Here is a 19,174-nt window from a genome sequence, read left to right as displayed (position 1 = left end):
GCACGAGGCCGGGGAAACACTTGCGGCCATGACCACCGAGAACAAGAGCATCGTGGGGCGTGCGTTGGCGGGGCTTGTCGACACCGGCGACGTCGACACGCTCGCCTCGTACCTGAGTGAGGACTTCACCCATCACCGGTCGGATTCGACGACCTCGACCAGGGCGCAGTGGCTCGCCGCGGTCCGCGCCGCGCTGGGCCCGACCGCCGGCATGCGGGTCGACATCCTGCACCTGCTGGCCGACGGTGACCACGTCGTGGTGCACTCGCGACGCCGACTCCCCGACGGAGGGCCGGAGATCGTGGTGGTTGACGTCCTGCGAATCGCCGACGGGTTGATCGCGCAGGTGTGGGAAGTCATCGAGCCGACGGCCCAGACCGCCGCCAACGACGCGTGGTGGGACGCGGATGCCTAGATCGGGAAGCGACCGTGGCGCCAGTGCCAGCGGCCTCCGGCCCGCAGGTGGTCGATGATCGCGCGCTGGAGCACCGTGCGGCGCGGCAGCTCGTCGAGCGGCGTGGTCAGGGTCCGGAACCCGAACCGCAGCACCTCGATGTCGGCGTCCGGCCCCGCCGACTCGTCGTAGGGCTCCAGCTCGAACCGGCGCTGGAACCGCACGATGTTGGAGTCCTCGGGAAGGTACTCCCGCAGCTGGGGGTCGAGCAGCCACGAGGCGCAGGAGAACGCGGTGTACTGCTCGTCGGGGAAGTGTCGAGGGAAGAACACGCGGGCCTCGTCGAGCGACGCCTCGATCGCCGTCGGGGTCAACGGCCCCGACTCGGGGACGTGCAGGCCGATCGCGCCGTCGCCACGCTGGTGCTGGAGCCGGCCCAGCTCGTAGACGCTGCCGCGCGAGTGCAGCGTCAGCCAGCTCTGCATGATCGGCCAGCCCTCGCCGCGCATCCGTCGGTCGATGGCGAGGTTGCGGCCCAGGTCAGCCAGGGTCACCCAGGTCACGGCATCGGCGATGCCGTGGTCGCGGTGGTACCCACGCACGACGTCGACCAGTGCCAGGTACGCGTACACGTAGAGATGGCGCCAGGCAGGCCCGCGCTCTCGCGGCAGCTCCGGGCCGGGCGACAGCCAGTCGTAACCCGCGAGGTCGGCGCGGACCATGGCGATCGAGCGGTCGAGCAGCCAGCGCAGCTCCGGGGTCCACAGCGGAGAGTCGGGGTCCGGCCAACCCGCGATGATCTCGGCGGCGTCGTCCGGCCGCACGGCGAGCCGGTCGAGGAGCGCGGGCGCGTCGGTCTTGGCTGGCAACGGAGCTGACGGCCCGTCACCGGCGAGCCGGTGCACGCGGTCGACCTCCTCGACGGGCACCCCGAGTCGAGCCGCGATGTCGTCCAAATCCACGCCGACGACCCTACCGGCCGGCGGGCATTTCAGGAGTCCGCCGGCACCCCGGCGTCGAGCTGCCCGATCATCGGCGCGAGAAGGTCGTTGAGCTCCCGGGCCAGCACCGCCACCGCGCGGCGCGCCGCCGCGGCGACCTCGTCGTCCGGACCGTCGGGCGTCGGCGGCAGGTCGTCGAGCGGGACCGGCGCCTCCACCTGAAGCAACGCGCGCAGATGCGGGCGGCGCGTCTGGTCCTCCTCGGTGGGTGTGGTGAACTGGCCGAACAGCCGGGGCCAGTCCTGCCAACCACGGTCGCGCTGCCACTGCTTGGTCCAGGTCAGCTCGGCCGGCCAGCGGGAGGCCACTGTCACCGCGCAGACCAGGCTGCCGTCCCACGGGCTGCGCGCGCAGGTCGCCGAGATGATCCGCCGGTGCCAGCGCACGAAGCCCGGCGACAGCTCGGTGGCCAACCGCCAGGCGGTCACCGCGAACGCCACGGGCGCGAAGTCACCCCAGGTGTCGGCGAACTCGTCGATCCGGCGAAACACCTCGGCCTCGTACCGGCCGCGCCCGTCGGTGCCGTGCTCACGGTCGAACTGCTCGTCCAGCCAGAAGGCGCGCGGTTCCGGCATCCTCAACCCCGTTTCACAGCGATGGTGTTGCGTACCTCGAACCTATGCGAATGTCGGGGTCGCGGGCGCCAGCCTCGCCCGTTGTCAACCTGCGCTCCGGCGAGGTCGCGGCAACCCGCTCAGCCGACGAAGACGCAGAAGGGATGCCCGGCCAGGTCGGCATACACGCGCAGAGGCTCGTCCGGGTCGTCGATGCGGTCGTACAACAGCCGGCCGCCGAGGCGCAGCACGCGCTCATGCTGGACCAGCAACTCCTCGACGGACTCCACGGTCAGGTCCAGGTGCAGTTGCTGGGGCACGGTAGTCGCCGGCCACGTCGCCTCCGGCAAATGCTCCACCTGCTGAAACGCGATCTGGGGTCCGCCGCCGGGCGACCGCAGCACCAGCCAGTCACGGCCGCGTTCGTCGGCCTTGCCGGCCGCTGGCGGTTCGTCACCGGGCCGGTAGACGAAGCCCAGTAGCTGTCGATAGAACTCGGCAAGCGCCCTCGCATCGGTGCAGTCGAGCACCACCGAACCCAGCTTGGGCACGCTCTCCTGGTCGACCATGGTTGATCACCTCCGGGTGCCATTCTGGTCGAATCGCGCCGCGCCTGCTTGACAAGGAGCCGGCTCCAGAGTGGACGATGCATCGTGCGAATTCTTGTGGTGGGTGGCAGCGGCCTGATCGGCGCTCACGTCGTGGACGTGCTCCGGGAACGTGGCCATGCCGCGACCACCGTGGCGCGTACCGCCCAGCCGGGCGTCGACCATCTGCTCGACGTCGGGTCCGCCTCGATCGAGGACCTGCGGCCGTTGCTCGCCGGTCACGACGGCGTCGTGTACGCCACCCGCACCGAGGAGCAACGGCCGCTGCCCAAGCCGATCTATCCCGAGTTCCGCCGCGACAACGTCGACCCGGTGGTACGCCTGTTCACCGCCGCCCGACTCGAAGGCCTCACCCGGGGCGTCGTGATGGGCTCCTACTACACCTACTTCGACCGGCTCCACCCGCAGTGGCGCCTCGCCGAACGGCACACGTACATCCGGTGCCGCCTGGAGCAGGCCCGGGAGGGGCGGGCTGCCGCCGGCGAGGGCCTGCCCGTCGCCGTACTCGAACTGCCCTTCGTCTTCGGCCGGGCCGGCGACCGACTGCCCAACTGGGCCGGTCCGCTGGACCGGTGGGCCCGCTCGCGTACCCCGCTGGTCGCCCCCACCGGTGGCAGCGCCGCGGCCTCCGCCCGCAGCGTGGCCGAGGTCGCGGTCGACGCCCTGGAGCAGGCCAGCGGCGCGGATATCCCGGTCGCCGACGAGAACCTCACCTGGCACGACATGATCGCGCGCATCGCCGACGCGGTCGGTCGGCGTCGCCGGGTCGCGCGGATGCCGTCCGGCGCCGCGAAGGCCGCGCTGCGACTGGGCGGCGCGCTACAGGCCCTCGGCCGCAAGGAGTCGGGGGTCAACCCCAGCTACCTCGCCGACCTCCTGCTCGCGGACCTGTTCATCGAACCGACGAGCGGTCGACCGCTGGACCCGGCCCTACGCGAAACCTTCCCGAGCGGCGCCGCCTGACCCCCGTTGGCGTCGATCGTCAGGTTGTGGGGTCTGCCGGGCGGCGATCTCGACGAACTCGTGCACCAGAGGTGACCGGTTGTCCTCGGCCCAGGCCAGGCACACCTGGTTGTGGCCGAGGTCAGTGACGGGTACGTGGCTGACGTCGGGTCTCGTGTAGAACGTCGCCGTCGACAGCGGCAGGATCACCATCCCGGCGTACGCGGCAACATGCTCCAGCTTCTCCTCGACGGAGTTCAGCTCGGGCCGAGGTCGGGGATCGGGGTCGCTGCGACGGTTCGGCAGGTACCGCCACTCCGGCACCGCGTCCGGGTCCTGCAACAGCCGTTCCTCGACCAACTCGGCGAGGTCGACCGACTCCTTCCCGGCCAGCCGGTGATCGGTGGGTAGGACGACGACCCGGGGTTCGGTGAACAGTGGCCGCAGGCACAGGCCGCGCTGGTCGACCGGGAGCCGGACGTAACTGACGTCCGCGCGCCCCTCGCGGACGATGTCGGCCTGGTCGTCCCAGGACGTACGGACGACGTTGACGGCCAGGTCGGGGTGCCGCTGGCCGATGGCGCGGGCCTCGGCGGTCACGAGAAGGCCGGGCATGAACGCGATGGTGAACGTCGGCCTGCCGTGCGCGACCCGCTGCACTCGCCGTCGCAGGGCCTCAGCCGAGGCGAGCAGCGGACGGGCGTCGGTCAGCAACTGTCGACCGGCCTCGGTCAGCACCGTGGAACGGCGGTCCCGCACGAAGAGCTCGGCGCGCAGTTCGTGCTCGAAGGCCCGGATCTGGCGCGACAGGACCGGCTGGGCGATGCGCAGCCGCGCGGCGGCCCTGCCGAAGTGCAACTCCTCCGCGACCGCCACGAAGTAGCGGAGCTTGCGCAGATCGACGTCCACCCTGCCCCCGTCCGGTTGCCGCTCCGGGCGGTTCCATGATACCCGCCGGGTATGAGCGGAGTGATGCCCAACGGGCATCACAGGAGGTGAAAGAGGTCTTGGACGCGGACGTTCCCGGCGGAGCACGGTGGTAACCGTTCCCACCACACGATCCGGAAGGACACGATCATGACCCTCATCGACCAGCGCGTCGTCGTACTCGGCGGAACCTCGGGGATCGGCCTCGCCACCGCCGCCCGCGCCGCCCGCGAGGGCGCCCAGGTCGTGGTCGCCTCCAGCAACCAGCGCAGCGTGGACCGCGCCCTGACGACCCTGCCGACCACCACCCAGGGGTACCTCGCCAACCTCACCGACCCGGACGCCGTGTCCCGGCTGTTCCACGGTCTCGGCTCGTTCGACCACCTCGTCTACACCGCCGGCGAACCCCTCGCGCTGATGTCCGTCGACGCCCTCGACCTCGCCGCCGCCCGGGCCGCCTTCGACCTGCGCTACTTCGGCTCCCTGTCGGCGGTCAACATGGCACTGCCGTACCTGCGCCCCGGCGGGTCGATCACCCTCACCACCGGCACCGCCAACCACCGGCCCAGCGCAGGCTGGTCGGTCGCGGCCAGCATCACCGGGGCGATCGACGCGCTGGTCCGCGCGCTCGCCGTCGAGCTCGCCCCGATCCGGGTCAACGCCGTCTCCGCCGGCGTGATCCGCTCACCGCTCTGGGACTCCCTGCCCGAGGAAACCCGGGAGCAGATGTACGCGCAGCTCAGCGAATCGCTTCCGCTCGGCCGGGTGGGCGAACCCGAGGAGGTCGCCGAGGCGTTCGTCTACCTCCTGCGGGCGACCTACGCCACCGGCACGGTGGTGACCGTCGACGGCGGCACCCTGGTCTCCTGAGCCCGACTGCTCCTGTGCGCTGCGCGCTGGGTCTGCGCGCTCCAAGATCCGCGCTACTTCAGGGGTGTAGTGGTCTCCGCGGCCCGCGAGGCCCCTACATCCCCGAAGTAGCGGGTGGACCGAACTGCGGCGGCCGTCAGCGGAGCTGTTCGGCCAGGCCGACGATGATGCCCTCCGGGCCGCGGACGTAGCAGAGCCGGTAGATGTTCTCGAACCGCTCCACCTCACCGACGAGCTCGGCGCCGTGGCCGCGCAATCGGGTGATCACATCCTCGATGTCGTCGACGGCGAACATGACCCGCCGAATCCCCAACGTGTTCGCCGGCGCGTCCTTCGGCTCCGCGCTGATCGCCGCCGGTCGGTGGAACATCGCCAGCTCGACCTTGCCGTGGCCGTCCGGGGTTCGCAGCATCGCGACCTCCTGCCGGACGTCGTCGATCCCGATGACCCGCTCCACCCACCGTCCCTCGACCGGCCCTCGCCCCTCCAACTCCATGCCGAGTTCGACGAAGAACGCGATGACCGCGTCGAGGTCCTCGACAACGATGAGGACGTTGTCCATCCGCTGGATCGCCATGCTGGATCTCCCTGCTCTGGTGCGCTCGCAGTGACCGCATCCTCCCCGAGGACGGAGCCACTCGGCCGTTCTCGACATTCAGAACGGACTGTCTGCCGCGTCGTACTGGCAACCAGAGGTCATTGCCGTTGCTTCACGCTGTCCCTGCGCCCCGGGTGTGCCGCGGACGGCCCGATGGCCGTGAACGGCTCTCGAAGTTTGGCGGGCAGGTCGCCCAAGGTGGCGAAAAGCGGCCCGCCCCAGCTCGGGTCGGTGTCGTTGTGCTCGGTGGTCCGGAAGACGGTCATACCGACCGCTGCCGCCCCCGCCAGCTCACCGTCTGCACCGTCGCCAACAAAGACACACTCCGCCGGCCCAACGCCCAGGCGCTCGGCAGCAAGGTGATAGATCGCCGGGTCGGGCTTGGCCAGCCCGACATCGCAGGAGAAGACCGCGACATCGAAGCGTTGGGCGAGCGGACTCTGCGGCCACGCCTGGGCAGTTTCCGAGGTGGCGTTGCTGATGAGGGCCAACGGATGCCCGTCGCCGCGAAGCGCGTCGAGCACGTCCAGGGTGGCGGTCGAGACGCTGTCCAGCACCCGGCGCGCAAGGGCTCGCCGATGCTCACCGGCCCGTGTCACCTGTTCGTTGGTCGGTGTGCCGCCGAGGCGTCCGGCGAGGATGCGGATGGTCTCCTCCACGTCCCACCGGACCAGCCGGTCCCGCCAGGTGGCGTGGTACGCGGCGACCAACTCGGCCGGAGCCACCCCGACCATGATCGCCATCTCGCCGACTACCCGGTCACGCGCCTCGTCGGCCCCCTGAACCAGGGTGTGAAAGAGGTCGAAAACCACTGGTCGAGACATCTCAGCATCCTACTGAGATCGTCACCGCAGTCACCTTGCACGCCAGCCTCCGGCGTCACTTCGTACGGCAGACGAGGGCAAGGTTGGCATGGCCTAGCGGCGCTGCCCCTCGTATCGCCCAGCGACAGCCGGGCCCAGGTCGGCCGGGAGGTGGGCGACGGCCAGCGCCACTGCCTCCGTGGCGGTCGCGGTCTCGCCGAGCACCTCACGCCGTCCCCGGACCCGGAAGTTTGAGGGCGAACCATGCGTGCTGAGACTGACCGGGCTGGGCGAGAACGGATATCCCGTGGTGGTGGAGAAGTTCAAGACGGAGTGAGTCGTGTACGGGTACAGCTGCCGTAGCATCGGCTCGTTGTGGGCCGCCTCGATCAGCGCCCTGTGGTTTGGCCCATCGGTCTCTGTGGTGCTCTGTCTGAGCCACTGCCATTCGGCCGCCACCACGCCCGCCGGGCCTTGCTCGACGACCTCGCCTCGGCGAGTCAGCACGACGAATGGCACCGAACGCCTGATGTCGTGCAATGGCATGCCGGAACGCCAGTTGTGCGCCGCTCGGACGACCTCGACCAGGTCGCCGGTGGTGCCAGCGATCAACTGGATTCCCTGCCCCCATCCTTCGATTCTGAAGCGGCGTTCATCGGTGCTCGCACTAACCGTGAGATCGTCACGAACCGAAGACCCACTGGGGACACTCGCCCACGTCAGGGGCGAGGACCATTCCAATGTTCGGGCCGATCCGAGTGAGAGGCCATGATCAGCGGCGACGGCGTCGAGGGCGGCGGCAAGGCTGCCTGCGGCCGCCACTTCGGGGTACAGGTCTTCCACGGTGGGATCGCTGAGCATGCGAGCATTCTGCCGCAACCCGGTGCCAGCAGCCGTCCGTGCGTTCAGGGCCGATTGGCGCGAACACCGGCGGACGATGCGGACGACCTCTGGCATCCTTGCCGACGTGGACGAGACGCTCAACGTGCTGGGCCTGGCAGAACGCACCCACGAGCTACTCATGCCCCGGGCCGCCGCGCGCTGGCCCAAGGACCGTCCCCGCCCAACACTGACCGTGTTCGAACTGCTGATCGATGGAACTCCGTTCCTCGACATGGTTCACGCGCGACGACCCGGCTACTCACTCCGCTCACCGCTCTGGGTCGGCTATCCGCGAATCCTGCAATCCCATGCCCGGGCACTGCTCGGCGAAGCGCCGTCGGACCTGGCCGCCGATGATCCGCCAGATCATGTCGCGCTACTCATGTGCCCCAGTTGCGGCACCGGGGGCTGCGGCGTGCTGTCTGCCCGGCTGCTGCGACGAAGCGGCCGCGTGCAGTGGACCGACATCGGTCGCCAGGTGCCCGACCTGGGAGATCTCGGCACGTTGACGTTCGATGCCGACCAGTACGCCGCAACCCTGAGGCCCCTGGCCGAGCTGCTGCCCTGCGGTGACTAGTCCCGGTCCCACTCCGTCGAGGCGCTGAGCACCAGCGGGATCGTGTCGACCAGCTCTTGCGGTCCGTCGATCTGCCACGCACGTACACAACAGCCGCAGCCGGTCTCCGTTATTGAGGTCAGCGACTCGCGATATCGCGCGATCCAGGCTTCGGCGTCGGCCACCTCGCCGGGGATGTCCACGCGGGCCATCATGCTGAATCGGGACACGGCGACACCGTAGCGGGAACTTCAGGCCCCCGCGCACTACCAGTGCCGGTGCCCGTGTGGGCCGGCGACCCCTTGACCTCCAGGCGGCAATTGCTGCGCGCCTACCTGCTGCCCTGTCAAGCTTTGGCTCCGCGGCGACAGGCGCATCCGCCGTCTCGCGGTCAAAGCATCAGGATGAGTCCTTCCTCAGCCGCCAGCACGGCACCGCCGAACTCCACCTGCGCGGCGGCCACTGCCGCCTCCCGGTCGTTGCCGGGCCAGAAGTGGGTGAGCATCAGGCGGCGGGCGCCCGCCCGACGACCCCACCGACCAGCCTCAGTGGAGGTCAACAGGTTTCGGGTGCGACGGCTTGTCTCGCCGTCGCGGTCCGTCGCCTCGACGATGAACAGGTCGGCGTCACGTCCCAGCTCGGCCAACGCGGGAGTCGGCCCCGTGTCCCCGGAGTAGGCCACCGCGATTCCGTCGGCCTCAATCCGGACGCCGGCGTTGGGCACGAAGTGTGGGAGAGACAGCCCGGTCAGGTCGAACGGCCCGACCCGGTAGCTGCCGGGCAGTGGGTGCAGATCGAATACGGAGTTCAGGTCGACATCGGGCTCCAGGCCGCTGAGCCGGTCGAGCACGCCGGGCGGGCAGAACAACGGCAGCCGTGGCCCCCCGGGCTGGCCGTAGAACCGCATCCTGAACAGACCGTGCAGGTCGACGCAGTGATCCGGGTGCTCATGGGTGATGACGACGGCGTCCAGCGCACCATCAGGCCAGTGCCGGAGCAACCGCGGCAGCGTGGCGTAGCCCAGATCAAGCACCAAGCGGTAGCCGTCCCAGTCCACCGCGAAGCCGCTACAGGCACGGCCTGGCTCGGGGAAGGCACCGCAACTGCCAAGCACTGTGACCTGTCGCATCCATCCAGCGTCTCACCTCACTGGGCGGGGCCGTTCTTCCTAATAGGCCGGCGGGCCGGGCCAGTTCGGGCAGCGCGAAGGACGGCAGGACAGCAGGCTGGGCTGCGACCGGGTGGCTGGCGCTCCCTCAGCCGTCACGTGCGTAGCGCGTGCGGGTCGCGTTCTGAAACCAGGATGGCGGTGCTTATCTCGTCCACGAATGCCCGGACGTGATCGGCTCTGCCGGTGTCGGTGTCCTGGCCGAAGTCGTACCACCAGTCACGTGCCCAGATGATGAGGCCTGCCCATCGAGGGTAGGCGGTGATGGTCTGGTCGGCGGCCTGCCGCTTGGATAGTTGCCGGCCGCTCTGAAGGCGTTGGTAGGCCCGGCAGAGGGTGAGCACGGCGTAGGACTCGGCTCCGGGGGTGGTCATCTGGATCACCCAGGTCGGCCAGTCGCGGACGTGGTCCAGCAGGGCCGAGCGGACGAGGTTGGGGTCGACGGCGGGTAGCAGCATGTCGGGCGGGGGTCCCAGCAGGCTGCGGCCGTGGTCGTGGACGGCGGACCAGGTCACGACGCGGTGAGTGGTCGCGGGTAGCAGGTGCAAGGATTCCCCGGGGCTGACCCGGGCAATGACGTGGTCCCGGCGGGCATCGCCGAGCGCTGCGTGGCGCGCGGCGTCCAGGGATACGTATTCCACCTCGATCCTGCCGGCCCACTGCGGGTGCCGCCGGTCAAGGTCCGCGTGCAGTCCGGCGAGCACGGCCAGAAGGCCCTCGTCCGGGTCGCCGTCGAGTACCGCGAGCAGATCAAGATCACTGCGGTCTGCGGCGAAGTCGCCGGCTACCAGCGAGCCGTGCAGGTACAGGCCCAAAAGCCTGCCGGTCAGCGCAGGACCCCACGCTTCAGGAAGATCGGAGAGGACCATCTCGGGTGGTGCCACCAAGTCATCCTGCCCTGCGGGCTGCCAGCCCGCCACCGAGTACGTGAGTACCCGCTGACGCGACCGGCACCGACCAATAACGCCGCCGCCCGGTGGAGAAGGTGCATGCCCGACCACAGCGGAGGCGCAGGCATGCGCGCATGGGCCGAGGTGTGGATACCGCAGCAAGAAGGAGGATGTGGCCCGTGATCGTATGGCTCAACGGCACCCACGGCGTGGGCAAGACGACGACCAGCATGCTCATGCAGCAACTGATCCCAGATTCGCGAGTGTTCGACGCCGAGAAGGTCGGCGAGACACTCATGGACATCACGCCGGGACTGCCCGCGACGGACAATTTCCAGCACTGGCCGCCATGGCGGCAACTCGTCGTCGAGACCGCCCGCCGTGTTCTCGACTACACCGGCGGCACGCTGGTAGTGCCGATGACTGTCCTGGTCGAGCAGTACTGGAACGAAATCAGTACGGGCCTGGCCCAACATGCCATCCCGGTCAGGCACTTCGTCCTCCACGCTGACCAAGACACCCTCCGCGGCCGTATCGAGGGGGAACACCCCATTCCGTCTCCGTTCCGTCTCAAGTACCTTCAGCCCTACGCCGAGGCGGCCCGCACGTGGCTGCATGCCGAGGCCGAGGTCGTGGACACCACGCACCTGACTCCCGCCCAAGTCGCCGCGCAGATCGTCCTCAGAGCTACCAAGGGACGCTCAGGTGCCTAACCTCAGCTTGGGAAACCCGTTGATCTACGCCCTCCGCGACCTCGCATGCGGAGCACAGGGAGTCCGAGTTGCCGTCGTCCGCCCAGCGTTGATTGCTGGTGTTGAACCGCTACGTCGGGCAGACCAACGGGCACGTTCGCTCTCTGGACCTTTCCCTGCTGGATGAGCCCTCGTATCGGGGGCCGTCGCTACGGTGGTGTGGCTACCAGGGCCAGTGCTGAGCGAGATGGGTCGGATCATCGCCTGGCGACACCACGAACACGTGCTCGCCGCTGCCATTGAACACCAGCAGCGGGCCGGCCTGCGACGCTAACGCCACCGTCGCGGCCAACACGGCACTGCTGGCTGGCTTGCGGAACCCGATGTCGGTCACGGCCTGGTCCAACTTCACCAGCTGGTCACCGTCGGCGCCTTCGACTCCCAGGCTGACCTCGCCGAGGTCCAGGCCACCGACCGACGCGCAGGTGGCCGGGTCCGGGCAGCCGGAGAGATCGCTGGTCACGTCAAACCCTGCGACCTGGAACCATGGCACGCCGTGACAGCCGGCCCCCCGGAATGTGGACAGAACCTGCGCCACCGTCGGAAGTTCACGGGCGGCCGGTGGTTCATCGGGCAGACCAAAGGAAGACTCAGCGTCTGCTGCCCACTCGAGTACGCCGTCCTCGGCCGCGCAGTGCAAGGGCGTCACCAGCAGAGACCAACTCACAGCACGCATCGTGCCATCCCACGTCCGGAACCCCGAGACCCGAATAGTCCCCCTCCGGCACGACCGCGCCCTACCATCGGCTCAGCACATAACCTATCGATCTCGACCTGACGTCAAACGTCCTGCGACGCCGTTCCGTCAAACATCATGCGAGACCAGGCAATTCTGGTGGTGATTGGCGGGGAGAAGCATGACCGTGTGGACTGTCGCGATATCGCAAGCTCTCGCCGCACCGACGACGGTGTCTGTGACCAACGGCAGGAAATCGCCGTGCTGCTCAAAAGCTGCATCTCCTACCGACCAGCGAGGACCGAACGCGCCGCGCCATCGACACCGCGTTCGGTGAAGACCAGGCCGCCGACGACGGCCCGGGGGCCGTGAAGGCCTGGAGACGGCATGATCAAGGCTCAGTGGCCTTCCGGACGGCTCAGGCGCAGTTCAGCGACCCTGCGCCCGTTACTTGGCGTTGAAGTAGTTGGCCTCCGGGTGGTGGACCACGATCGCGTCGGTGGCCTGCTCCGGCATGAGCTGGAACTCCTCGGACAGCTCGACCCCGATCCGGTCCGCGCCCAGCAGATCCATGATCTTCGCCCGGTCCTCCAGGTCGGGGCAGGCCGGGTAGCCGAACGCGTACCGGCAGCCCCGGTAGTCGTTGTGCAGGATGCCGGCCAGGTCCGCCGGGTCGTCGTGCCCCAACGGACGGCCGTCGGGCAGGGTCATCTCGGCGCGGATGCGCTGGTGCCAGTATTCGGCGAGGGCCTCGGTGAGCTGCACGGAGAGGCCGTGCACCTCCAGATAGTCGCGGTACTCGTTGCGGGCGAACAGCTTCGCCGCGTACTCGCTGACCGGCTGGCCGACGGTGACCAGTTGCAACGCGACCACATCGAGCTGGTCGCCCTGGGGCCTGAAGAAGTCCGCAAGGCAGAGCCGCCGCTCCTGCCGCTGGCGGGGGAAGGAGAACCGGGCGCGCTCCGCGTGCCCGTTCTCGTCGAGCACCACCAGGTCATTGCCTTCGGAGTACGCGGGGAAGTAGCCGTACACCACGGCTGCCTCAAGGACCTGGTCGGCGATCAGACGGTCCAGCCAGTACCGCAGACGCGGCCGGCCCTCGGTTTCGACCAGTTCCTCGTAGGAGGGGCCGCTGCCGCCCCGGGCGCCACGCAGCCCCCACTGCCCGGAGAAGGTGGCCCGCTCGTCGAGCAGCGCGGCGTAGTCGGCCATCGGCACGCCCTTGACCACGCGGGTGCCGAAGAACGGCGGCGTGGGCACCGACACGTCGGCGGCCACGTCGGAGCGGACCGAGGAGTCGTGCAATTCCGGCAGCGACGTGGTCACCATCGAGCGCTGCCGTTCCCGGCGTGCCCGCCGGGCGGCGAGGGCCGCCTCCCGCTCCGGGTCGATCACCGGGGCGCCACCGCGCTTGGCGGTCATCACCCTGTCCATCAGGGACAGACCCTCGAACGCGTCCCGCGCGTAGTGCACCTGCCCGGGGAACGTCGACCGCAGGTCGTCCTCGACGTACGCGCGGGTCAGCGCCGCCCCACCCAGCAGGACGGGCCAACGCTCCGCGACCCCGCGGGTGGCCATCTCGGCCAGGTTCTCCTTCATGATGACGGTGCTCTTCACCAGCAGCCCGGACATGCCGATCGCGTCGGCGCGGTGCTGCTCGGCGGCATCGAGGATGGCGCTGATCGGCTGCTTGATGCCGATGTTCACCACCTCGTATCCGTTGTTGGACAGGATGATGTCGACCAGGTTCTTGCCGATGTCGTGCACGTCGCCGCGCACGGTGGCGAGCACGATGCGGCCCTTGCCGCCGTCCTCGATGGTCTCCATGTGCGGTTCCAGATAGGCCACCGCGGTCTTCATCACCTCGGCGGACTGAAGCACGAACGGCAGCTGCATCTGGCCGGAGCCGAACAGCTCACCGACCACCTTCATGCCGTCCAACAGGATGTCGTTGATGATCGACAGTGGGGACCGACCGCCGGCCATCGCCTCGTCCAGGTCGGCCTCCAGGCCGTTGCGCTCACCGTCGATGATCCGTCGCTTGAGCCGCTCGTCCAACGGCAGCGCGGCCAACTCCTGTGCCCGGCTGGCCCGGGCGCTGGTCACGTCGACGCCCTCGAAGAGCTCCAGGAAACGCTGCACCGGGTCGTACCCCTCGCGACGCCGGTCGTACACCAGGTCCAGGGCGACCTCGCGCTGCTCGTCGGGGATCTTCGACATCGGCAGGATCTTGCTGGCGTGCACGATCGCCGAGGTCAGGCCGGCCTGCACGCACTCATGCAGGAAGACCGAGTTGAGCACCTGCCGGGCCGCCGGGTTGAGCCCGAACGAGATGTTCGAGATGCCCAGGGTGAAGTTGACACCCGGGTAGCGGCGGGAGATCTCCCGGATCGCCTCGATCGTCTCGATGCCGTCGCGGCGGGTCTCCTCCTGGCCGGTGGCGATCGGGAAGGTCAGCGCGTCGATCAGGATGTCGGAGCGGTCCACGCCCCACCGGCCGGTCAGGTCGTCGATCAACCGCGCCGCGACCCGGACCTTCCACTCCTGGGTACGAGCCTGGCCCTCCTCGTCGATGAGCAGCGCCACCACCGCCGCGCCGTGCTCTCGGACGATCGGCATCACCCGCGCGTACCGGGATTCGGGGCCGTCGCCGTCCTCGAAGTTCACCGAGTTGACCACACAGCGGCCGCCGAGCATCTCCAAGCCGGCCTCCACCACGTTCGGCTCGGTGGAGTCCAACATGATCGGCAGGGTGGACGCGGTGGCGAAGCGGCCGGCCAGCTCCCGCATGTCCTGCGTGCCGTCGCGGCCGACGTAGTCCACGCACAGGTCGAGCAGGTGCGAGCCGTCGCGCGCCTGGCTGCGGGCAATCTCCACACAGGCCCGCCAGTCGCCGGCGAGCATCGCCTCCCGGAACGCCTTCGAGCCGTTGGCGTTGGTCCGCTCCCCCACCATCAGCACCGACGCGTCCTGGGCGAACGGCACCGGGTGGTAGACCGAGGAGACGCCCGCCTCGTGCCGGGGTTCGCGGGCCGGGGCGGTGACGCCGTGCAGCCGCTCGGCCAGCACCCGGATGTGCTCCGGGGTGGTGCCGCAGCAGCCGCCGATCAGCCCCACGCCGTACTCGGTGACGAACCGCTCCAGGGCGTCGGCCAGCTCCACGGGAGTCAGCGGGAAGTACGCCCCGTCGGCGGTCAGCACCGGCAGGCCGGCGTTCGGCATCACCGACAGCGGGATGCGGGAGTGCTGCGACAGGTAACGCAGGTGCTCGCTCATCTCGGCCGGGCCGGTCGAGCAGTTGAGCCCGATCAGGTCCACGCCGAGCGGCTCGATCGCGGCGAGGGCCGCACCGATCTCGCTGCCGACCAGCATGGTGCCGGTGGTCTCCACGGCCACGTGACAGATGATCGGCACCGACTGGCCCAGCTCGGCCATCGCCCGCTTCGACCCGACCACTGCCGCCTTGACCTGAAGCAGGTCCTGGCAGGTCTCGATGATCAGCGCGTCCGCGCCGCCGACGATCAGACCCGCGGCGTTCTCCTGGTAGGCGTCGCGCAGGGTCGAGTAGGCGGCGTGCCCGAGGGTGGGCAGCTTGGTGCCCGGCCCGATCGAACCGAGCACGAACCGGGGCCGCTGCGGGGTGCTGGCCGCGTCGGCCGCCTCCCGGGCGATCCGGGCGCCCGCCTCGGACAACTCGCGGATGCGGTGCGGGATGTCGTACTCGGCGAGGTTGGCGAGGTTGGCCCCGAAGGTGTTGGTCTCCACGCAGTCGGCACCGACGGCCAGGTAGGCGTCGTGCACCCCGCGCACCACGTCGGGGCGGGTGACGTTGAGGATCTCGTTGCACCCCTCAAGCCCGTCGAAGTCGTCGAGCGTGAGGTCCGCGGCCTGAAGCATCGTGCCCATCGCGCCGTCGGCGATGAGAATGCGATCAGCCAGCACATCCATCAATGAAGTCCGCACCCGTTCAGGTTAGTGCGATTCGGCCGGACTCCACGACCATCCTCGAGCGATCCCCTATTGTGTCACGGGGATCACGCTGTCTGGTTCGTTCGGTTATGACCTGCTGCCGGAGCGGCCGACCGGCGCGGCCGACGGGCCGCACCCTCGCCCTGCACGTAGGCTGACGGACGTGAAGGACAACAGGGACGCCGCCGTGCCACACGGTATGACGACCGGGCGCGGTCCCGGCGCCAGCCGCGACGAGCAGGGTGAGGTGACGGCGTGACCGAGTTCGACGGACTGCCGGTGCTGCGGTCCCCGGTGGCGATCGCCGCGTTCGAGGGCTGGAATGACGCCGCCGACGCGTCCACCGCCGCGGTCGAGCACCTGGAGCAGGTCTGGAACGCCCGGCAGATCGCCGAGCTGGATCCGGAGGACTTCTACGACTTCCAGGTCAGCCGGCCCACCATCACCATGGCCGACGGGGAGACCCGGCGGGTGGAGTGGCCGACCACAAGGTTCATGGTGGCCAGCCCGGAGGGCACCGACCGTGACGTGGTGCTGATCCGCGGCATCGAGCCGAGCATGCGCTGGCGGACGTTCTGCGAGCAGGTGCTGGAGATCTGCCACAGCCTGGAGGTGGAACGGGTGGTGCTGCTCGGCGCGTTGCTGGCCGACGTGCCGTACACCCGGCCGCTGCCGATCAGCGGCAGCGCCTCCGACGCGCAGGCCGCCGAGCGCTACCAGCTCACCCCCACCCGGTACGACGGGCCGACCGGCATCGTCGGCGTGCTGCACGACGCGTGCACCCGCGCCGAGGTGGACGCCGTCTCGTTCTGGGTGCACGTGCCGCACTACGCCAACAACCCGCCCTGCCCGAAGGCCACCGTCGCCCTGCTGCACCGGGTCGAGGAGGTCGTCGACCTGCCGGTGCCGATGGCCGACCTGGCCGAGGAGTCCGCCGAGTGGGAGCAGCGGGTGCGCAGCGCCGCCGAGCAGGACGCGGAGCTGGGCGAGTACGTCCGCGAGCTGGAAGAACGGGTCGGCGACGAGGGGATCACCCCGTTGACCGGTGACGAGATCGCCCAGGAGTTCGAGAAGTACCTGCGCCGCCGGGGCGGTTCGGCCGGCCCCACCGCCGGCTCCTGGTAGCACCGTTTCGCTGCGGGCCTTCGGACCTTTCGTGGTCCGGGGGCCCGTTTTCGCGTGTCCAGGGTGGCGCCGTCACACCCGCTGGGGCATCCTAGGAACCTAGATGTGATCAAGGAGGCGGGTGTGCAGATCAATCCCGGGGCCGCGGAGTTCCCGCACCGACAGATCGCCGCGCAGCTCAAGGCCCAGGTCCGTCGCGGCGACTGGGGACCGGGCGAGCGGCTACCGTCCATCCCGGCCATCGCCGAGATGTTCGGCGTCGCCAAGCAGACCGTGCAACGCGCCGTCGACCAACTGCGGGTCGAGGGCATCCTGATCACCAAACCCGGCTCCGGTACGTACGTCCGGGGCACCCGCCGCCGCCTCAACCGCCTCTCCCGAGGCCGGTACGGCGGATTCCGCGGCTACCACACCGACCTGGCCGCCCGATACCGTCAACAGCTCGTCTCCGTGGGGCACGCCCCCGCCCCCGCCGAGGTGGCCGACGCCTTCGGCGTGTCCGACGGCACCAACCTGCTCTGCCGCCGGCACCTCGTCCGCACCGACGACTCCCCCGTCGAGGTCGGCGCCTCCTGGTTCCTGCCCCGCGACACCGCCGGCACCTCGCTGGAGCGCACCGAGGCGTTCGGCCGGCCGCTCTACCAGGAGGCCGAGGAGGCGACCGGACGGCGCTACGTCTCGGCCACCGACACGATCAGCGCCCGCCAGCCGAGCCGGGAGGAGGCCGAGACCCTCCAGATCCGGCCGGACACCCCGGTGCTGCACCTGCTGCACGTCGCGTACGACGCGCACCGCAAGCCGATCGAGGTGTCCCAGGCGACCTGGCCCGGCCCCATGACCACCCTCACCGAGGAGTACAAGATCCCCGGCCCGACCCCCGACCCGGAGCCCGACCCCGGCCTCATCCTCGGCTGAGAGGTTCCCGACGGACCACGACCCCGGCGCGACCCGCGCCCACCCCGGTCGATCATGAGGTTGACAGGTCCGGCAGAGATCGAAATGCCCGCCAACCTCATGATCAACGCGGTCTGGGTGAGCTGCGCGGCGTCTTGTCGGGGTCGATCGGGTGTCTGGGGGTGATCGACTCGGCTTTCTGGAAGTCGGGGCATCGCACTGGTCGGGACACCGCGACTTGCTGGAAACCGAGTCGATCAACCGCGCACGCGCACGCGCGTGGGCTAGAGGCGGATGCCCAGGAGGGAGTCCACCGTCTTCGCGAAGAGGGCGGGCGCCTCGGGGTCGTCCGTCGCGCCGGCGAGGGTCGCCTCGGCCCAGCGGTCGGCTACCGCCAGCGCTCCCGGGGTGTCGAGATCGTCGGCCAGGCGTGCGCGTACCTCGGACAGCAGCTCAGCCCCGGACGGCCCGGCGGGCGCGGCGGCGGCCCGCCGCCAACGGTCCAGGCGCTCGTACGCGGCGGTGAGCAGGTCGTCGGTCCAGGTGCGGTCGCTGCGGTAGTGCCCGGAGATCAGCGCCAGCCGGATCGCCATCGGGTCGACCTTGTCGGCGCGCAGCCGGGACACGAAGACCAGGTTGCCTCGGGACTTGGACATCTTCTCGCCGTCCAGACCGATCATGCCGGCGTGGACGTAGTGCTCGGCGAACGGCGCCTGGCCGGTGAGCCGCTCGGCGTGCGCGGCGGACGCCTCGTGGTGCGGGAACAGCAGGTCGTTGCCGCCGCCCTGCACGTCGATCCGGTCGCCGAGCAGGTTGAGCGCGATCACCGCGCACTCGATGTGCCAGCCGGGGCGGCCCGGGCCCAACTCGCCGCCCGGCCAGGACGGCTCGCCCTCGCGGGCGCCGCGCCACAGCAGCGGGTCAAGTGGGTCCCGCTTGCCGGCCCGGTCGGGGTCGCCGCCGCGCTCGGGGAAGATCTCCAGCATCTGCTCGCGGGTCAGGTTCGACTCGTAGCCGAAGCGGGGCGTGGCGGAGATGTCGAAGTAGACGTCACCGGTGCCGTCGTCGAGCCGGTACGCGGCGCCGTCCTTGAGCAGCACCTCGACCTTGTCGGCGATGTCCGGGATCGACTCCACAGCGCCCACGTAGTGCGCCGGCGGGATGATCCGCAGCGCCTCCATGTCCTCCCGGAACAGCGCCGTCTCGCGCATCGCCAGGACCACCCAGTCCTCGCCGTCGCGGGCGGCCCGCTCCAGCAGGGGGTCGTCGATGTCGGTGACGTTCTGCACGTAGCGCACCGGGCGGCCGGCGTCGCGCCACATCCGCTGCACCAGGTCAAAGGTGATCATGGTGGCGGCGTGACCGAGGTGCGTGGCGTCGTACGGGGTGATGCCGCAGACGTACATGCTTCCCGCGTCGGCCGGCTCGCTCGGGTGGACACCCTGCCGCGCCGAGTCGTACAACGCCAGTGGCTCGCCCCTGCCCGGCAGCCGTGGCACCTCGTGTCCCGCCCAAGACTCCATGGGATCAGCCTAGCCAGCCCGGCGACGACGCCGGAGCACCCC

Annotated in this window: 20 protein-coding genes; 7 read left to right on the top strand and 13 right to left on the bottom strand. The window is 69.8% G+C overall.

Annotation, left to right across the window (positions count from 1 at the left end):
* The first annotated feature begins 28 nt into the window (after positions 1-28).
* On the top strand, positions 29-415 hold the full coding sequence (locus tag DLJ58_RS08790; protein WP_124854695.1) for a nuclear transport factor 2 family protein: 387 nt from the start codon (positions 29-31) through the stop codon (positions 413-415).
* Here DLJ58_RS08790 and DLJ58_RS08785 read toward each other — a convergent pair.
* The 3 genes from DLJ58_RS08785 to DLJ58_RS08775 form a co-directional block, all read right to left on the bottom strand.
* Positions 412-1,356 (bottom strand): acyltransferase domain-containing protein, encoded by a 945-nt coding sequence (locus DLJ58_RS08785; protein WP_124854694.1) that lies wholly within the window; start codon positions 1,354-1,356, stop codon positions 412-414. The genes DLJ58_RS08790 and DLJ58_RS08785 overlap by 4 nt on opposite strands.
* A 29-nt stretch (positions 1,357-1,385) precedes the next feature.
* Positions 1,386-1,970: a hypothetical protein gene (locus tag DLJ58_RS08780; RefSeq protein WP_244218848.1), complete on the bottom strand. Its 585-nt coding sequence runs from the start codon at positions 1,968-1,970 to the stop codon at positions 1,386-1,388.
* Between the two features lie 119 nt (positions 1,971-2,089).
* Positions 2,090-2,518: a VOC family protein gene (locus tag DLJ58_RS08775; protein WP_124854692.1), complete on the bottom strand. Its 429-nt coding sequence runs from the start codon at positions 2,516-2,518 to the stop codon at positions 2,090-2,092.
* An 84-nt stretch (positions 2,519-2,602) separates the two neighbouring features.
* Here DLJ58_RS08775 and DLJ58_RS08770 point away from each other — a divergent pair, with 84 nt between their 5' ends.
* A complete protein-coding gene (locus tag DLJ58_RS08770) occupies positions 2,603-3,520 on the top strand; it encodes an NAD-dependent epimerase/dehydratase family protein (RefSeq protein ID WP_124854691.1) in 918 nt (305 codons plus the stop codon).
* On the opposite strand, the gene DLJ58_RS08765 is transcribed toward DLJ58_RS08770, so the two are convergent.
* A complete protein-coding gene (locus DLJ58_RS08765) occupies positions 3,488-4,408 on the bottom strand; it encodes a LysR family transcriptional regulator (RefSeq protein WP_124854690.1) in 921 nt (306 codons plus the stop codon). The genes DLJ58_RS08770 and DLJ58_RS08765 overlap by 33 nt on opposite strands.
* Before the next feature lie 168 nt (positions 4,409-4,576).
* On the opposite strand from DLJ58_RS08765, the gene DLJ58_RS08760 reads away from it, so the two are divergent.
* A complete protein-coding gene (locus DLJ58_RS08760) occupies positions 4,577-5,296 on the top strand; it encodes an SDR family oxidoreductase (RefSeq protein WP_124854689.1) in 720 nt (239 codons plus the stop codon).
* Between the two features lie 136 nt (positions 5,297-5,432).
* Here the strand turns inward: DLJ58_RS08760 and DLJ58_RS08755 are convergent, their stop codons facing one another.
* From DLJ58_RS08755 to DLJ58_RS08745, 3 genes are all read right to left on the bottom strand, one after another.
* Entirely contained in the window at positions 5,433-5,873 is a 441-nt protein-coding gene (locus DLJ58_RS08755; RefSeq protein ID WP_124854688.1) for a VOC family protein, read from the bottom strand.
* 119 nt (positions 5,874-5,992) lie between these two features.
* Complete coding sequence (locus DLJ58_RS08750) at positions 5,993-6,718, bottom strand: HAD family hydrolase (protein ID WP_124854687.1); 726 nt, start codon at positions 6,716-6,718, stop codon at positions 5,993-5,995.
* Positions 6,719-6,811: 93 nt separating this feature from the next.
* Positions 6,812-7,558, bottom strand: a complete 747-nt coding sequence (locus DLJ58_RS08745; RefSeq protein ID WP_124854686.1) for a DUF6193 family natural product biosynthesis protein — start codon at positions 7,556-7,558, stop codon at positions 6,812-6,814.
* Between the two features lie 106 nt (positions 7,559-7,664).
* On the opposite strand from DLJ58_RS08745, the gene DLJ58_RS08740 reads away from it, so the two are divergent.
* Positions 7,665-8,156, top strand: coding sequence for a hypothetical protein (locus DLJ58_RS08740; RefSeq protein ID WP_124854685.1), 492 nt, complete (start codon positions 7,665-7,667; stop codon positions 8,154-8,156).
* Here the strand turns inward: DLJ58_RS08740 and DLJ58_RS08735 are convergent.
* From DLJ58_RS08735 to DLJ58_RS08725, 3 genes are all read right to left on the bottom strand, one after another.
* On the bottom strand, positions 8,153-8,365 hold the full coding sequence (locus tag DLJ58_RS08735) for a hypothetical protein (RefSeq protein WP_124854684.1): 213 nt from the start codon (positions 8,363-8,365) through the stop codon (positions 8,153-8,155). The genes DLJ58_RS08740 and DLJ58_RS08735 overlap by 4 nt on opposite strands.
* A 161-nt stretch (positions 8,366-8,526) precedes the next feature.
* Positions 8,527-9,264, bottom strand: coding sequence for an MBL fold metallo-hydrolase (locus DLJ58_RS08730; RefSeq protein ID WP_124854683.1), 738 nt, complete (start codon positions 9,262-9,264; stop codon positions 8,527-8,529).
* A gap of 134 nt (positions 9,265-9,398) precedes the next feature.
* Complete coding sequence (locus tag DLJ58_RS08725) at positions 9,399-10,223, bottom strand: aminoglycoside adenylyltransferase domain-containing protein (RefSeq protein WP_244218847.1); 825 nt, start codon at positions 10,221-10,223, stop codon at positions 9,399-9,401.
* Positions 10,224-10,372: 149 nt separating this feature from the next.
* Between DLJ58_RS08725 and DLJ58_RS08720 the strand changes: the two genes are divergently transcribed.
* Positions 10,373-10,906: an AAA family ATPase gene (locus tag DLJ58_RS08720; RefSeq protein WP_124854681.1), complete on the top strand. Its 534-nt coding sequence runs from the start codon at positions 10,373-10,375 to the stop codon at positions 10,904-10,906.
* A gap of 202 nt (positions 10,907-11,108) precedes the next feature.
* On the opposite strand, the gene DLJ58_RS08715 is transcribed toward DLJ58_RS08720, so the two are convergent.
* Complete coding sequence (locus DLJ58_RS08715) at positions 11,109-11,612, bottom strand: hypothetical protein (RefSeq protein ID WP_124854680.1); 504 nt, start codon at positions 11,610-11,612, stop codon at positions 11,109-11,111.
* A gap of 456 nt (positions 11,613-12,068) precedes the next feature.
* Positions 12,069-15,569, bottom strand: coding sequence for a methionine synthase (gene metH / locus DLJ58_RS08710; RefSeq protein WP_425271302.1), 3,501 nt, complete (start codon positions 15,567-15,569; stop codon positions 12,069-12,071).
* Between the two features lie 276 nt (positions 15,570-15,845).
* Here metH and DLJ58_RS08705 point away from each other — a divergent pair, with 276 nt between their 5' ends.
* Together DLJ58_RS08705 and DLJ58_RS08700 are read left to right on the top strand one after the other, a co-directional pair.
* A complete protein-coding gene (locus DLJ58_RS08705) occupies positions 15,846-16,715 on the top strand; it encodes a PAC2 family protein (RefSeq protein WP_124854679.1) in 870 nt (289 codons plus the stop codon).
* A gap of 123 nt (positions 16,716-16,838) precedes the next feature.
* The gene (locus DLJ58_RS08700; RefSeq protein ID WP_124854678.1) at positions 16,839-17,630 is read left to right on the top strand and encodes a GntR family transcriptional regulator; all 792 of its coding nucleotides are present in this window, start codon (positions 16,839-16,841) and stop codon (positions 17,628-17,630) included.
* Positions 17,631-17,893: 263 nt separating this feature from the next.
* Here the strand turns inward: DLJ58_RS08700 and mshC are convergent, their stop codons facing one another.
* Positions 17,894-19,132 carry a cysteine--1-D-myo-inosityl 2-amino-2-deoxy-alpha-D-glucopyranoside ligase gene (gene mshC / locus DLJ58_RS08695; protein WP_124854677.1) on the bottom strand — a complete coding sequence of 413 codons (1,239 nt, stop codon included), beginning with the start codon at positions 19,130-19,132 and terminating at the stop codon, positions 17,894-17,896.
* Between the last annotated feature and the right edge of the window lie 42 nt (positions 19,133-19,174).

Origin of the sequence: Micromonospora arida, from assembly GCF_003857035.1 — a bacterium.
GTDB lineage: Bacteria > Actinomycetota > Actinomycetes > Mycobacteriales > Micromonosporaceae > Micromonospora > Micromonospora arida.
Note: the sequence above shows the minus strand (reverse complement) of the source record. Positions and strands in the feature narration are given on the sequence as shown.